The sequence below is a fragment of the Serratia sp. S4 genome, assembly GCF_000347995.1.
In the GTDB taxonomy this organism is placed as follows: domain Bacteria; phylum Pseudomonadota; class Gammaproteobacteria; order Enterobacterales; family Enterobacteriaceae; genus Serratia; species Serratia quinivorans.
Genome location: NZ_KB661120.1, coordinates 2,457,244 through 2,471,009, shown reverse-complemented (window position 1 = coordinate 2,471,009; position 13,766 = coordinate 2,457,244). Strand labels below are relative to the sequence as shown.

Sequence of the window (13,766 nt, the reverse complement as noted above, 5' to 3'; positions counted from 1 at the left end):
ACGTCTCAATTTTAATTATTAATATATTAGACAAAAAACTGGCCCCTCCCTATGATTTTGTTAACTCATAATGTGTTGATATATACCCAAGTTCGGTAAGGAAAAACTGTGACAACCCCTGTGCGTTCTGCGGCCGGTATGCCGTCGACGCTGGCCGCCAACGACGATGCGGCTGCTGCGCCAAAAACCCAACGCTCCACCCTTAACAAACTTCCCTACATCGAACGAGGAACGCCACAGTTTATGCGCGTCACTCTGGCGTTGTTTTCCGCCGGCCTGGCCACTTTCGCCTTGCTGTATTGCGTGCAGCCGATCCTGCCGGTTCTGTCGCAGGACTTTGGCATCTCCCCGGCGGAAAGCAGCCTGTCGCTGTCGGTTTCCACCGGGCTATTGGCGATCGGCCTGATGTTTACCGGCCCGCTGTCCGACGCCATCGGCCGTAAATCAGTGATGGTGGTGGCGCTGCTGCTGGCGGCTATTTGCACCCTGATTTGCGCCTTTATGACCAGTTGGCATGGCATTCTGCTGATGCGCGCTCTGATAGGTCTTTCACTAAGTGGCGTCGCCGCCGTTGGCATGACCTACCTGAGCGAAGAGATCCATCCCAGCTTTGTCGCCTTTTCGATGGGGTTGTATATCAGCGGTAACTCCATCGGCGGCATGAGCGGCCGCCTGGTGACGGGGGTACTGACCGACTTCTTCTCCTGGCGGGTATCGCTGGCGGTGATCGGACTGTTCGCGCTGGCCGCGGCCTGCATGTTTTGGCGTATTTTGCCCGACTCAAAACATTTTCGTGCCAGTTCGTTACGCCCGCGCACCCTGCTTATTAACTTCCGCCTGCATTGGCATGACAAAGGCTTACCACTGCTGTTTGCCGAAGGTTTTCTGCTGATGGGCAGTTTTGTCACCATGTTCAACTATATTGGCTACCGCCTGCTGTCGGATCCTTATCACCTCAGCCAGGCGATAGTCGGTCTGCTGTCGGTGGTATACCTGACCGGTTCCTACAGTTCGCCGAAAGCCGGAGCCATGACCTCTCGTTTTGGCCGTGGGCCGGTGCTGTTGGCTTCAACCCTGATTATGCTGATCGGGATCCTGATTACCGCGCTGGCTCCGGTAGCGGTTATTTTCATCGGCATGATGCTGTTCACCGCCGGTTTCTTTGCTGCCCACTCAGTGGCCAGCAGTTGGATTGGTCGCCGCGCGCGTCGCGCCAAGGGCCAGGCATCTTCACTTTACCTGTTCTGTTATTACGTGGGTTCCAGCGTCGCCGGTACCCTCGGCGGCGTGTTCTGGCACAGTTTCGGCTGGAATGGCGTGGTGGCCTTTATCAGCGTGATGCTGTTGCTGGCCCTGTTGGTCGTGCATTACCTGAAGAAACTGCCGGAAGCGGCCCGCGTTTAACCCCTGCCTTACCGCCTGCCTCTCGTGCAGGCGGTAACCCCCTTAAAACCCCTGCCAGGCTGGACCACTCGGTATCCCCGCTCACACTGCTGCCGATGTTGCCCTTTCGTTTGCTACTCTCTTATTGTATGTTGTAACTAAAATGGGAGTACATGATGGATAAATACGGTTTAATAGGTAGGATGAATGCTTGCTTCAGCGAACTGGAACAGGCACTAACGGGCCTCCACCAGCAGATCCTGCCATTGCGCTTGCTGGCTGGGCGGGTGTTTAGCCTGCCCGAAATCGAGAAAGGCAAGGAACATGACGCGGTGGCGCAGATTGCCGTCGAACAGCATGTTGGCCTGGCCGCTCGCGATTTGGCGCTGGAGCACTATCAGCGGCTGTTTATCCATCACAACAAGCACAACATCAGTAGCAAAGCGGCAGTACGCCTGCCCGGTGTGATTTGCCTGGCGGTGGTGCAACCGGAATACCTGGCGCTGCAACAGCAAATTGCCCTGATTAACCGGCTGAAGGCCGAACTGGAACAGATCATCACCGTCGACTCCGGCCTGGCACCAGAGCAACGCTTTGACTTTGTCCACACTCACCTGCATGGCTTAATCACCCTTAGCGCCTATCGTAGCCTCACCCTTTTAACCAATCCGGATTCGGTACGTTTTGGCTGGGCCAACAAGCATATTATCAAGAACGTAAAACGCGACGATATTCTGGCTCAATTGGAAAAAAGCATGAAGGCCGGACGCGCGGTGCCCCCACATAATCGTGAGCAATGGGCCGAGCTGGTTAGCCGTGAGATTGATGACGTCAGTCGCCTGCCGCAGCAGACGGTGCTGAAAATCAAACGGCCGGTAAAAGTGCAACCCATCGCCCGGGTGTGGTATCAGCCGCAGCAAAAACAGGTGCAACACCCCTGCCCGCTGCCATTGATTGCCCTGTGCCAGGTAGAAAACGGTGCTCAGGTGCCAAAAATTGGCGAATTGCTCAATTACGACGCCGCGGCGGTCAAACATAAATACAAACCCGATGCCAGACCACTGCGGCTGCTGGTCAAACGACTGCATTTATATACCGACGTTCCCGATCGCTGAGGCTGCACACTCGCAGACGATGACCATCCGGCTCCATGCATTTCTCTCAATAAAAAAGGCTTACCTCAAAAGCCCCAGACTACTGACAAAGCCCGTTATTAGGGAGAGCGTGCCGAAGGGGTCGAAGCGGCTTGCCCGCCGGAGCGCCCCTCGGTGCGCTAGGCCCGGGTATCTCGGATTCAAAGACAACTTTGTCGCCAAACTAAGGCTTACCTCAAGTAAGCCCTTTGCCACTGGTGCTATCAATTACTTCTTCATGCTGCCGACCATATCTTCCGGGCGCACCCACAGGTCGAATTCCTCTTCGGTCAGGTAGCCCAGCTTCAGCGCCGAGGCTTTCAGCGTCAGGCCTTCCTTGTGCGCTTTCTTGGCGATTTCTGCCGCTTTGTCATAACCAATATGGGTATTGAGCGCGGTCACCAGCATCAGTGACTCATTCAGCAACTGGCTGATACGGTCACGGTTAGGTTCGATGCCCACCGCACAGTGCTCATTAAAGCCCTGCATACCGTCGGCCAGCAGGCGAATGGATTGCAAATAGTTGTGGATCACCATAGGTCGGAACACGTTTAACTCAAAGTTACCGGAAGCGCCGCCGATATTCACCGCTACGTCGTTGCCCAGCACCTGTGCGCACAGCATGGTCATCGCTTCGCACTGGGTTGGGTTGACCTTGCCCGGCATGATGGAACTACCCGGTTCGTTTTCCGGAATCGAAATTTCCCCGATGCCGCAACGCGGGCCGGAGGATAACCAGCGTACATCGTTGGCAATTTTCATCAGCGAAGCCGCCAGCCCTTTCAGCGCGCCGTGGCCGTGCACCAACGCATCGCAGGTGGCCAGCGCTTCAAATTTGTTGGGTGCGGTAACGAACGGCTGCCCGGTCAGGTCAGCCAGCGCTTTGGCAACGCGAACCGCGTATTCCGGATGGGTATTCAAACCGGTACCCACGGCGGTACCGCCCAACGCCAGCTCACTGATATGCGGGATACTGGCTTCAATGTGCTGCAGATTATGCGCCAGCATGGCTGCCCAGCCGGAAATCTCCTGGCCGAGGGTCAGCGGGGTCGCATCCTGCAAATGGGTACGGCCAATTTTGACGATATCGCGGTAGGCCTCTGCCTTGTCGCTCAGGGTTTTATGCAGCACTTTCAGTTCGGGGAGCAGGTGCTCACGCACCGCGATCACCGCGGCCACGTGCATCGCGGTTGGGAACACGTCATTGGAACTCTGGCTCTTGTTGACGTCGTCGTTCGGATGCACTCGACGCTCTTCGCCACGGACCCCGCCCAACAGCTCACTGGCACGGTTGGCCAACACCTCATTCATATTCATGTTGGTCTGGGTGCCGGAGCCGGTTTGCCAAATCGACAAGGGGAATTCATTGGCATGTTGATCCGCCAGCACTTCATCGGCGGCGCTGATAATGGCATTGGCACGCTCGGCAGGCAGTAAACCCAGGTCCATATTCACGCTGGCCGCCGCGCGTTTGGTCAACGCCAGCGCATGGATCAAGGCGGTCGGCATCTTTTCAGAAGAAATACGGAAGTGCTCCAGAGAACGCTGAGTTTGCGCCCCCCATAGCCGATCGGCCGGCACTTCAATCGGGCCCATAGAGTCTTTTTCAATACGAACGGCAGCCATCACGATCTCCTTAGTACAATTCCTAAAAATGTACGATTACGCCAACGCGCTCATGCCCGCCGGCACACCTCAACCAGTATAGTGACATAATAACTATTCGCATTAAGAGAGTTGGCTCACAGCATTTTTTCTCCCTATGTCCCGTTTATTGTACGGCCATTATTGGCTGGTGAATTTTCTCGGCCCGCAAGATGAACATAGGTAATAAAAAAGCGCCGTCTGGCGCTCTGATTATTTATTTTCAGTCAGAAGATCAATGGTGATGTTGATTATAGGCATTAATTCTCTGGTCCTGTAGATGATTGATTTCATCATAAGCGTCCTGACGTTCATTATGGCGGTAGACCCCCGCCCCCACCGCACCGACAGCAGCGGCAACCGGGTGAGCAACCGGTGTTGCCACCACCGGCGCAGCAGATACCACGACTGGCACCGGCGTGACTACCACTGGGCGCGGTACAACCACCACCGGACGTGGCGCTACGATCACCGGTCTTGGCGCCACCACCACCGGCCGGGCAATCCCATACCCATAGGCATGAGTGACCACCACGGCCGCATTGGCCCCGGAAGTACAGAGCAACAGGGCCAGTAACATTTTTTTCATCATCGCCTCAGTATTAATAATATTTAAATGGGGTTATAGGCGAGCACTGTATAGCGGCACTGCCTATTAAATTTAGCTAGCCGTGTGGTTGCCAATAGAAACGGAATAATTATGATGAGAAAGATATTCAGCCGGTAATAATTCAATGCAAAAAACACAGTTTGAAATATGCAGCAGTGATATGTGCCAAAATATTCAGACCTTCACTTTCTGCCAGAAGATATATTCAACGGCAAATTCATTGGCGTTTTTTTAAACTCTGTTTGCTCCGTAGTCACCGAAGGCGCAATTGTGACGGCGGTTGCTATCACGTTATACTTTGCCGGCCTTGGGCCACTTGTTTGATCGCGCCCCGCTTCCACGCCACCGTTCGCGTGTAGGATAAGGCGCACAAGGTTTTTAACAGTCAGCTACTACCGCCCCTGGCGGCGAACGCAAAGGATGTTTATCAAGATGCAAAAAATGACCAACGCAGTGCAAAACTATGCATGGGGCAGCCACGACGCGTTAACCCGGCTTTATGGCATCGCCAACCCACAAGGGCAGCCGATGGCGGAGCTGTGGATGGGCGCTCATCCGAAAAGCAGCTCCCGCGTGGCCGGTGCCGACGGTAATTTGCGCTCGTTGCGCGACGTGATTGATGAAGATCAGCCCAAACAACTGGGTGCCGACGTTGCCCGCCGCTTTGGTGAGTTGCCATTCCTGTTCAAGGTGCTGTGTGCCGACCAGCCGCTGTCGATTCAGGTGCACCCGAGCAAATCGGCAGCAGAAACCGGCTTTGCCAAAGAAAACGCCGCCGGTATTCCACTGGACGCGGCTGAACGCAACTATAAAGATCCTAATCACAAGCCGGAGCTGGTGTTCGCCCTGACGCCTTTCCTGGCGATGAATGGCTTCCGCGAACTGTCCGACATTGTTTCCCTGCTGCAGCCGATCGCCGGAGCCCATCATGATATCGCAGCCTTCCTGCAACAGCCGGATGTCAGCCATCTGTCGTCCCTGTTTGCCAGCCTGCTGGCGATGAGCGGCGAACAGAAATCGCTGGCGCTGGGCGTGCTGAAGGCCGCACTGAATAACCAACAGGGTGAAACCTGGGACACGATTCGCTTTATCGCCGGTTTTTATCCGGACGACAGTGGCCTGTTCTCGCCGCTGCTGCTGAACGTGGTACAGCTCCAACCGGGTGAAGCGATGTTCCTGTATGCCGAAACGCCGCATGCCTACCTGAAGGGTGTAGCGCTGGAAGTAATGGCTAACTCGGACAACGTGCTGCGTGCCGGTCTGACACCTAAATTCATCGATATTCCAGAACTGTTAGCCAACCTGCAGTTCCGTCCGCAGCCGGCATCCGGCCTGCTGACCCAGCCGCAAAAGCGCGGTGACGAACTGTTCTTCCCGATCCCGGTTGAAGACTTCGCCTTCTCACTGCATGACCTTTCCGCCGCCCCACAGGCGCTGGCGCAAAATAGCGCGGCCATTGTGTTCTGCGTTGAAGGTGAAGCGGTCTTAACCAAACAGGATCAGCAACTGGTGCTCAAGCCGGGTGAATCCTGCTTTACCGGCGCGTTCGAATCGCCGGTCAGCGTCAGTGGCAGCGGCCGAATCGCCCGCGTTTATAACCTGTTGTCGTAAACACTCGGTAAATTTCCGCAAATTGGTTGCTGAAAGAGTGGCTTACCTTCACAATTAAACGCCTGCGGGTAAACGCCTGCCGGCGTTTTTTATTGGCCCAAATTTGCCCATCCATCTGTTTGAGACAGATGGCTTTATAAGGATGAACAGAACTATGAAAAAATCGTTAGTCGCTGTTAGCGTCATTGTGGTTCTTGGCGCTGCATGGACCGGGGCTTCCTGGTACACCGGCAAACTGATCGAACAACGGATGGGTGAAGTGGTTGATAACGCCAACAGCCAGCTGAAAGCCTACCTGCCGAAAGCCGGTGTCAAACTGGGTTATGAAAATTACCAACGCGGTATTTTCAGCAGTAAAATTCGCTATGTACTGCGTGCCGACGGCAGCGTCACCACCGACGATGCTCCGCTGAAAGCCGGTGACGAAGTGGCGTTTATGGAAACCATCGACCATGGCCCCTTCCCGTTTGCCCAGTTGAAAAAATTCAACCTGCTGCCAAGCATGGCGTCGGTGCATACCGAGCTGGAAAATACCCCGGCGACCAAGGGCCTGTTTGAAATCACCAAGGGCAAATCGCTGTTCACCGCCGATTCCCGTATCTCCTACAGTGGTGATACCTCGTCTGCCATTGACGTGATCCCGCTGGAATACCAGAAAGACAAGTCCTCGCTGAAGTTTAGCGGTGCGACCATCAATGCCGACGTGTCCCGCGATATGAAAGCCATCACTCTGGACGCCAGCAGCGACAACGCGGTGATCAGCGGCCCGAACCAGTTTGGTCAGACCGAGCAGGTTCAGCTGCAGGGCTTCTCGCTGAAAAGCCAGACCCACGCCGGGCAGTTCGATCTCAGCCTGGGCAACCAGAACATGGAGTTGAAACAGGTCAAGGTTGCCGTTGACGGTAAAGAGACCCTGACGCTGGACGGCTTCAAGCTGGCAAGCCAATTCGGGGAGAAAGACACTAACCTGAACGGCCAGATTGATTACACCATGGACGCGCTGAAGATCCAGAACAGCGACTTCGGCTCCGGCAAGCTGTCGCTGAAAATCGACAAACTGGATGCCAAATCGCTGAAAGAATTTGCCGACCGTTACAACCAGCAGGCCATGCAGATGCTGCAACAGGCGCAGACCATGGATCCGGTTGCCTATCAGCAACAAACCACCGATATCCTGCTGCAGAACCTGCCGCTGCTGTTGAAGGGCAACCCAAGCATCAGCATTGCTCCACTAAGCTGGAAGAACAGCAAGGGCGAAAGTACCTTTACCCTGAATCTGGACCTGACCGATCCTGCGCAAGCCGGTTCCCCGGCAGAATCACCGGATCAGCTGATTGCCCGTTCAGTGAAAAAACTGGACGCTAACCTGAGCATTCCAGTGGCGATGGCGACCGAAACCACTTCGCAAACCGCGTTACTGCAAGGCTATAGCGCCGAAGAGGCGCAGAAACTGGCGCAGCAACAGGTGCAGGGTCTGGCGGCCATGGGTCAGATGTTCAAATTGACCACGCTGAAAGAAGGGGTGATCGGCAGTAGCTTCCATTACGCCGACAACCAGGTTGATCTGAACGGCAACAAAATGTCGCTGCAAGAGTTCATCGGCACCTTTGGCCTGTTGGGTGCACCTGGCCCAGTCGAAACTCCGGCTCCGGACGCAGTCCCTGCTCCGGCACCCGCCCAGTAATATTTCCCCTCGGGGCCCGCTTGCTCGGGCCCCTGTTTTATCCCTAAACGCCGTACACCGCATCGCGTATCTGCTGAGGATACATCCCGCTCATACCTTCAAACGCCGTGTTGGTCAACGCCACCACGCTTAATGCCGCCTGCGGATCGTAAAACCAACTGTGACCATAGACGCCTCCCCACTGCAGGGTGCCATTGTGCTGTGGCGTCGCCGCCAACTGGGCATCCACCAGCACCGCCCCGCCAAAACCAAAGCCCCAGCCCGGCCCCTGAACCTCAGCTTCGGCCCCGACATGCGGCTGGCACATCAGCTCCACGCTGGCCGGCTGTAAAATGCCCTCACCGCCGCGGCGTAACGTCTCCACCATGCGCAGCACGTCGTCAGCATCACCGACCATACCCGCCCCGCCAGAGGCAAAAGCCGACGGATCAAGCGCTCGTGACGGCGACATTTCGATATCAAAGCCGAACTCCTCCGGCAGTGTCAGCAGCATGCCATCCAGTAAGGGTTCCGGCCTGGTGGCGGTATCGTGATACGCGGTCGCCAGGTTGGCGGCGTCACTGGTGTAGAAACCGGTATTGCCCAATCCCAACGGCTGCGCGACCCAGTGTTCGAACACCTGCGGCAACGGCTTGCCCGCCACCTGCTCCAGCACCGCTCCCAGCACGTCGATCGCCAGAGAATAATGAAATTCGCTGCCGGGTTCCGCCAACAGATCTGCCTGTGCCAACAGACGTAAATTCTGCTCCAGCGTCAGCGACGACAACGCCAGTCCATCTTGAATACCCAACTGCTGATACGGCCCATCAACGGGCTGATTAAAACGATAGCCCAGCCCGGCGCTGTGGCTGAGCAAATGGCGGATTTTAATTTCTGGCTGGCGGCCATCGGCCAACGACGGAGTGAACCAGGGCAGCCAGCGGCTGACCGCATCATCCAGCCCCAGCTTGTGCTGTTCGACCATGCGCATCGCCGCCAGTGTGATATAGGGCTTGGACACCGACGACAGTCGGAACTGTGTTTCACGACGCATCAACTTCTGTTGTTCCCGGTCGGCGTAACCGCTGGCCTCGGCGTAAATGACCTTGCCGTGCTGCGCCACCAGCACCACGCTGCCGACGATGCGTTCTTCGGCTATCGCTTTCTGGCTAACCGCCTGTACTCTTTTTATTAATGACTGATTCTGTGTCGACATGTTTTTTGCTCTCTAATGGACAATAAAATCAGTCTAAAACGATTATTATAAATTTAAATACCCGATAACTTAACGAATCATTAAGCAGGGATTACTGATAGATGAGTTCACTGTTGCAGTTACTGCCGTTTTTCGAAGCCGTCGCCCGGCTGGGCAGCTTTACCCAGGCGGCTAATCAGTTGGGCGTCACCCCACCCGCGGTGTCGCAAAACATTCAGGCGTTGGAAACCCGGCTTGGCGTACGGCTGTTCAACCGCACCAGCCGATCGGTGCGATTGAGCGATGAGGGCCGCCTGTTTTACCAACGGGTGGCGCCGGCCATGGGGCAGATAGAGGGGGCCGCAGACGACGTTCGCACCCTGCACGGTCGCCCTTCCGGCCTGCTGCGCATTACCCTGCCGCAGTTGGCCGCCTCGCTGTTGGTGATGCCTCATCTGGCGGAATTTCAGGCGCTTTACCCCGAGGTGCAGCTTGAACTGTTTACCGACGACCACTTTTCCGATTTGGTGTTAGACAATTTCGATGCCGGTATCCGCATGCACGCCATGCTGCCAAAAGACATGATTGCAGTGCCGATCGACAACGGCCAACGGCGGATGATTATCGCCACGCCCGGCTATCTGGCAAAGTACGGCACACCACTGACGCCACAGGCACTGTACGAGCACAACTGCCTGCGCTACCGTTTCCCCGTCAGCGGTAAGTTTGAGCCATGGTATTTCAGGCAGGATGACGGGCTGTTAATGCTGGAGTTCAGCGGCGGCCAGATATTTAATGAAGATCGCCTGATTAAAGACGCCGCGCTGGCGGGATTAGGCATTACCCAGCGCTTTAGCGGCACGGTGCAACGCGAACTAAACAGTGGGCAACTGGTGGAAATACTGGCCGATTATGGCAGCGACTTCCCCGGGTTTTTCATCTACTTTCCGGCCAGTCGGCATATGCCGCTCAAGCTGCGGGTATTTGTTGATTTTATGCGGGAAAAGCGGGCGCAACAGTCATCGTCTCAGGACGCCATTACAGCGTCCTGAGAAGCCATTAATTAACGTTTATCCAACGCCTGTACCAACTGGTAGGTGGCCGCAACCCGATCGTCGTTCGGGAACCATTTGTTGGCCAGCATCACCACGGCGATTTTCTTCGATGGGATGAATACCGCATAAGTGGAGAAACCACCGGTCGAGCCGGTTTTATTGTACCAGGCCGCGCCCTGATCCTGCTTCGGTGGCGTGATGGCGGTAGCCGGTGCGCCATTCATGATCATCCCGGCATTGTTGCCTTCCGTCAGCGTCGTCAACTTTTCCGGATAAGCGTAGCTTTCCCACATCAGATCCTGGGTGAACACCCCGGCCCGGTAATAACCGGTATGGGTAGCTGCCAGTGCCTTGCGCCACTTATCCCCTACCTTGGCCACCTGCATGTTGGCTTCAAGGTAACGGATCAGATCCTCGGCATTGGATTTGATACCGTAGGATTCTGCGTCCAACGGGCCGGGGGTGACTCGCACCGGTTGGTCTTTCTTGTTGTAGCCCTGCGCGTAATTATCCATCTGCGCAGCCGGAACATTAACGTAGCTGTGGTTCATGCCCAAAGCCGGCAACAACTGTTTTTCCATCGCCAGCGCAAAAGGTTGGTTCAGGCTTTTGGCGGTGATCATCCCCAGCATGCCAATACCCAGGTTGGAATAAACCCGATAACTCCCCACGGCATGTGGCGGCTGCCAGTTTTTGTAATACGCCATCAATTGCGCGTCATTGGTCACTTCGTCCGGGACAAACAGCGGCAAGCCGGAGGTGTGTGTCGCCAGGTTCAGCAAGCTGACACGGTCAAAGGCACTGCCACGCAGCTCAGGCAGGTAATGGCTGGCCGGTTCGGCGAACGACAGTTTGCCCTCATTTTGCGCATAGGCCGCCAGCGTGGCGGTGAAGGTTTTGCTCAATGAGCCCACTTCAAACAAGGTCTGGTTGGTGATCGGCTTGCCGGTCTGTTTGGACGCCACACCATAATCATAAAACTGCTGTTTCCCGTCCACCGACACGGCGATAGCCATGCCCGGCACGCCATATTTTTGCATCAGCGGCTGAATAATGGCGTCAATCTCGGCTTTGTCGGCGGCATGGCCTGCCGGCAGGATCATTGCGGCCAACAACGCGGCCGCCAGGCGATTTATTTTGGTCATGTGAAAGCTCTTGGTTTGCAGGGTATCGGCCGATGGCAAAAGATTTTATTGCCTGTCGACGCGAAGATATCCTTGGATGATGGTGTTATTCCTTTTCTGACTGCGTTAATTCCGCACCAGCAGGCTAAATATCAGGGTTTATCCCTGGGTTGACAAGCGATAAGAATTTCAGCCAGCATAAAGAAAAACTTATGGCTAACTTTATGCGTAACCGACTTCCCCTCAATGCCCTACGGGCGTTTGAATCCTCCGCCCGTCACCTGAACTTTACCCGCGCCGGGCTGGAACTGAGCGTCACCCAGGCTGCCGTCAGCCAGCAGGTGCGTATGCTGGAACAGCAACTGGGTATTCAGCTGTTCCGCCGTCTGCCGCGTGGGTTGGATTTGACCGAAGAAGGACAGGCGCTGTTGCCGATATTGACCGACGCTTTCGACCGTATTGAATCGGTGTTGCAACAGTTTGAGGGCGGGCACTTCCATGAGGTGCTGACCGTAGCCGTGGTCGGTACCTTTGCCGTCGGCTGGCTGATGCCCCGTCTGGCGGCGTTCAGAGAGTCGCATCCGTTTATCGACCTGCGGGTGTTAACCAACAATAACCTGGTTAATTTGTCCGCCGACGGGATGGACTTCGCTATCCGTTTTGGCGAAGGCCGTTGGCCGGCGACCCACAACCTCAAATTGTTTGATGCCCCGCTGACGGTGCTGTGCCCGCCGGAGGTTGCCGCCCGCCTCCACAGTCCGCAGGATTTGCAACACGAGCGGCTGATGCGCAGCTACCGCAAGGACGAATGGGAACGCTGGTTTACCGCCGCACAGGTCACGCCGTGGCGGATTAACGGCCCGGTGTTCGACTCTTCCCGGCTGATGGTGGAAGGGGCGATCCACAGCGGTGGTGTAGCGCTGGCCCCGGCGCGCATGTTTGCTCGGGAGCTGCGTGAAGGTCTGTTACAGCGCCCTTTCAGCGCCGAAGCGGATCTCGGCGGCTACTGGCTGACCCACCTGAAATCACGCGATATGACCCCGGCAATGAAAGTGTTTGTCAGTTGGATCCAGCAACAGGTCACGGATGAACAACAATGAGGTCAGGCCGAGCCGCGCTTGATCAACAAGGGCGGCAGGATCACGTTTTGCGGCGGTAAGTCGGCGTCGGCAATCCGTTGCAGCAAGCGTGAGGCGGCGCTGCGCCCCACTTCCCGCGCGGAACTGGAGACCAGCGTCAGCGGCGGTTCGGTCAGTTCGGCCTCAGGCACGTCGCCGAAACCAATCAGCGCCACCTGCTGGCCGTAATAAGTATCCACACCCTCAGAACCGATGCTGCGCCCACTACGCACAATGCCAAAATAGGCCCCCAGCGCCACCGATGCCTTGTGGCAAACCAGCGCGCTGATATTGGGATGTTGCCGTAGCAGGTTTTCCGCCGCCTCCGCCGCGGCCCGTTGATGGCAGTCACATTCGACAATCCAGTCGGAGCGGAAAGGCAGGCCATATTGCACCAGCGTGGCACAAAAGCCCCCCAGCCGTTCGGCGCGGGTTAACGAACTGCCTTGTCCGCCCAGATAGGCGATTTGGCTGTGGCCGCGTTTGATCAGAAATTCGGTGGCCATTTTAGCCGCCTGCATATTGTCCGGCCGCACCACATCGACCCCTTCCAGCCCATTAGAGCGCGCTGCGCACACCAGCGGCACGCCCTGCTCCGCAGCCTTTTCCTTCAGGCCCTCGGCCGAGCGTACGCCGCCCGCCAGCACCATGCCGTCAATGCCGTGCTCGAGCAAGGTATCAAAACAGCGCATCAGCCCCTTGCCGTCGCGACCGCTTTGAGTCAGAAACAGCACTTTGCCGTGCGCCTCCAGCACCTCGCTCAGGCCCGCGGTCATTTCCGCATAAAACGGCTCGCAGATATCACGCAGGATCAGCCCAATCACCCCCGACTCGCCACCACGTAGCGTCGCCGCCTGACGGTTGCGCACGTAGCCCAAGCGCTCGATCGCCTGGTTCACCCGCGCCACGGTGGTGGGTGAAATACGCCCTTTGCCGCTCAGCACCAGCGAAACGGTAGTGACCGAGACGCCGGCCTGCTGTGCAACATCGGTGATGGTGATCTTTTTGATGGTCATGACCTCTGCAAGCCCGATCCTGGGCATTCTGCCTGGTAAGGCAAATGGTATACCGAATCTGTTTGGTCAGTAAAACGTTTTACTGGTCTTGCCATTGTCGCCGTAAAGTGCACGCCGGAATTGTGATTAGCGGCGCATTTTTGCTAGGTAAAACGTTTTATCTTATTTTTACCTAACAGGGGTACACACCACTTTCGCACGTTTTTTCGCCAGG

The 13,766-nt window shown here is 56.2% G+C and carries 11 protein-coding genes; 6 read left to right on the top strand and 5 right to left on the bottom strand.

Features of this window, described 5'->3' with window-relative positions; translation table 11 throughout:
• Positions 1–138: 138 nt before the first annotated feature.
• Both SERS4_RS0112395 and tus read left to right on the top strand, forming a co-directional pair.
• The gene (locus SERS4_RS0112395) at positions 139–1,404 is read left to right on the top strand and encodes an MFS transporter (protein ID WP_172641826.1); all 1,266 of its coding nucleotides are present in this window, start codon (positions 139–141) and stop codon (positions 1,402–1,404) included.
• 155 nt (positions 1,405–1,559) lie between these two features.
• Complete coding sequence (tus, locus tag SERS4_RS0112390; protein ID WP_026142362.1) at positions 1,560–2,498, top strand: DNA replication terminus site-binding protein; 939 nt, start codon at positions 1,560–1,562, stop codon at positions 2,496–2,498.
• A 246-nt stretch (positions 2,499–2,744) separates the two neighbouring features.
• On the opposite strand, the gene fumC is transcribed toward tus, so the two are convergent.
• Positions 2,745–4,142 (bottom strand): class II fumarate hydratase, encoded by a 1,398-nt coding sequence (gene fumC / locus SERS4_RS0112385; protein WP_017892719.1) that lies wholly within the window; start codon positions 4,140–4,142, stop codon positions 2,745–2,747.
• A 253-nt stretch (positions 4,143–4,395) separates the two neighbouring features.
• Entirely contained in the window at positions 4,396–4,749 is a 354-nt protein-coding gene (locus tag SERS4_RS0112380; protein WP_017892718.1) for a hypothetical protein, read from the bottom strand.
• A gap of 453 nt (positions 4,750–5,202) precedes the next feature.
• Here SERS4_RS0112380 and manA point away from each other — a divergent pair, with 453 nt between their 5' ends.
• Complete coding sequence (gene manA, locus SERS4_RS0112375; protein WP_017892717.1) at positions 5,203–6,381, top strand: mannose-6-phosphate isomerase; 1,179 nt, start codon at positions 5,203–5,205, stop codon at positions 6,379–6,381.
• Positions 6,382–6,535: 154 nt separating this feature from the next.
• A complete protein-coding gene (locus SERS4_RS0112370; protein ID WP_017892716.1) occupies positions 6,536–8,065 on the top strand; it encodes a YdgA family protein in 1,530 nt (509 codons plus the stop codon).
• 43 nt (positions 8,066–8,108) lie between these two features.
• On the opposite strand, the gene SERS4_RS0112365 is transcribed toward SERS4_RS0112370, so the two are convergent.
• Complete coding sequence (locus SERS4_RS0112365) at positions 8,109–9,260, bottom strand: serine hydrolase (RefSeq protein WP_017892715.1); 1,152 nt, start codon at positions 9,258–9,260, stop codon at positions 8,109–8,111.
• A gap of 101 nt (positions 9,261–9,361) precedes the next feature.
• On the opposite strand from SERS4_RS0112365, the gene SERS4_RS0112360 reads away from it, so the two are divergent.
• Positions 9,362–10,291 (top strand): LysR family transcriptional regulator, encoded by a 930-nt coding sequence (locus SERS4_RS0112360; RefSeq protein ID WP_017892714.1) that lies wholly within the window; start codon positions 9,362–9,364, stop codon positions 10,289–10,291.
• 11 nt (positions 10,292–10,302) lie between these two features.
• Here SERS4_RS0112360 and ampC read toward each other — a convergent pair whose 3' ends face one another.
• Positions 10,303–11,439 carry a class C beta-lactamase gene (gene ampC, locus SERS4_RS0112355; RefSeq protein WP_026142361.1) on the bottom strand — a complete coding sequence of 379 codons (1,137 nt, stop codon included), beginning with the start codon at positions 11,437–11,439 and terminating at the stop codon, positions 10,303–10,305.
• Positions 11,440–11,630: 191 nt separating this feature from the next.
• Between ampC and SERS4_RS0112350 the strand changes: the two genes are divergently transcribed.
• The gene (locus tag SERS4_RS0112350) at positions 11,631–12,518 is read left to right on the top strand and encodes a LysR family transcriptional regulator (protein ID WP_012145000.1); all 888 of its coding nucleotides are present in this window, start codon (positions 11,631–11,633) and stop codon (positions 12,516–12,518) included.
• 2 nt (positions 12,519–12,520) lie between these two features.
• On the opposite strand, the gene SERS4_RS0112345 is transcribed toward SERS4_RS0112350, so the two are convergent.
• Positions 12,521–13,552, bottom strand: a complete 1,032-nt coding sequence (locus SERS4_RS0112345) for a Mal regulon transcriptional regulator MalI (protein ID WP_017892712.1) — start codon at positions 13,550–13,552, stop codon at positions 12,521–12,523.
• Positions 13,553–13,766 lie beyond the last annotated feature (214 nt).

Excerpts from the sequence above, each read along its gene's own strand:
- SERS4_RS0112395 (WP_172641826.1), top strand. The coding sequence starts at position 139 with ATGCCGTCGACGCTGGCCGCCAACGACGATGCGGCTGCTGCGCCAAAA.
- tus (WP_026142362.1), top strand. The coding sequence starts at position 1,560 with ATGGATAAATACGGTTTAATAGGTAGGATGAATGCTTGCTTCAGCGAA.
- fumC (WP_017892719.1), bottom strand. The coding sequence starts at position 4,142 with ATGGCTGCCGTTCGTATTGAAAAAGACTCTATGGGCCCGATTGAAGTG.
- SERS4_RS0112380 (WP_017892718.1), bottom strand. The coding sequence starts at position 4,749 with ATGAAAAAAATGTTACTGGCCCTGTTGCTCTGTACTTCCGGGGCCAAT.
- manA (WP_017892717.1), top strand. The coding sequence starts at position 5,203 with ATGCAAAAAATGACCAACGCAGTGCAAAACTATGCATGGGGCAGCCAC.
- SERS4_RS0112370 (WP_017892716.1), top strand. The coding sequence starts at position 6,536 with ATGAAAAAATCGTTAGTCGCTGTTAGCGTCATTGTGGTTCTTGGCGCT.
- SERS4_RS0112365 (WP_017892715.1), bottom strand. The coding sequence starts at position 9,260 with ATGTCGACACAGAATCAGTCATTAATAAAAAGAGTACAGGCGGTTAGC.
- SERS4_RS0112360 (WP_017892714.1), top strand. The coding sequence starts at position 9,362 with ATGAGTTCACTGTTGCAGTTACTGCCGTTTTTCGAAGCCGTCGCCCGG.
- ampC (WP_026142361.1), bottom strand. The coding sequence starts at position 11,439 with ATGACCAAAATAAATCGCCTGGCGGCCGCGTTGTTGGCCGCAATGATC.
- SERS4_RS0112350 (WP_012145000.1), top strand. The coding sequence starts at position 11,631 with ATGGCTAACTTTATGCGTAACCGACTTCCCCTCAATGCCCTACGGGCG.
- SERS4_RS0112345 (WP_017892712.1), bottom strand. The coding sequence starts at position 13,552 with ATGACCATCAAAAAGATCACCATCACCGATGTTGCACAGCAGGCCGGC.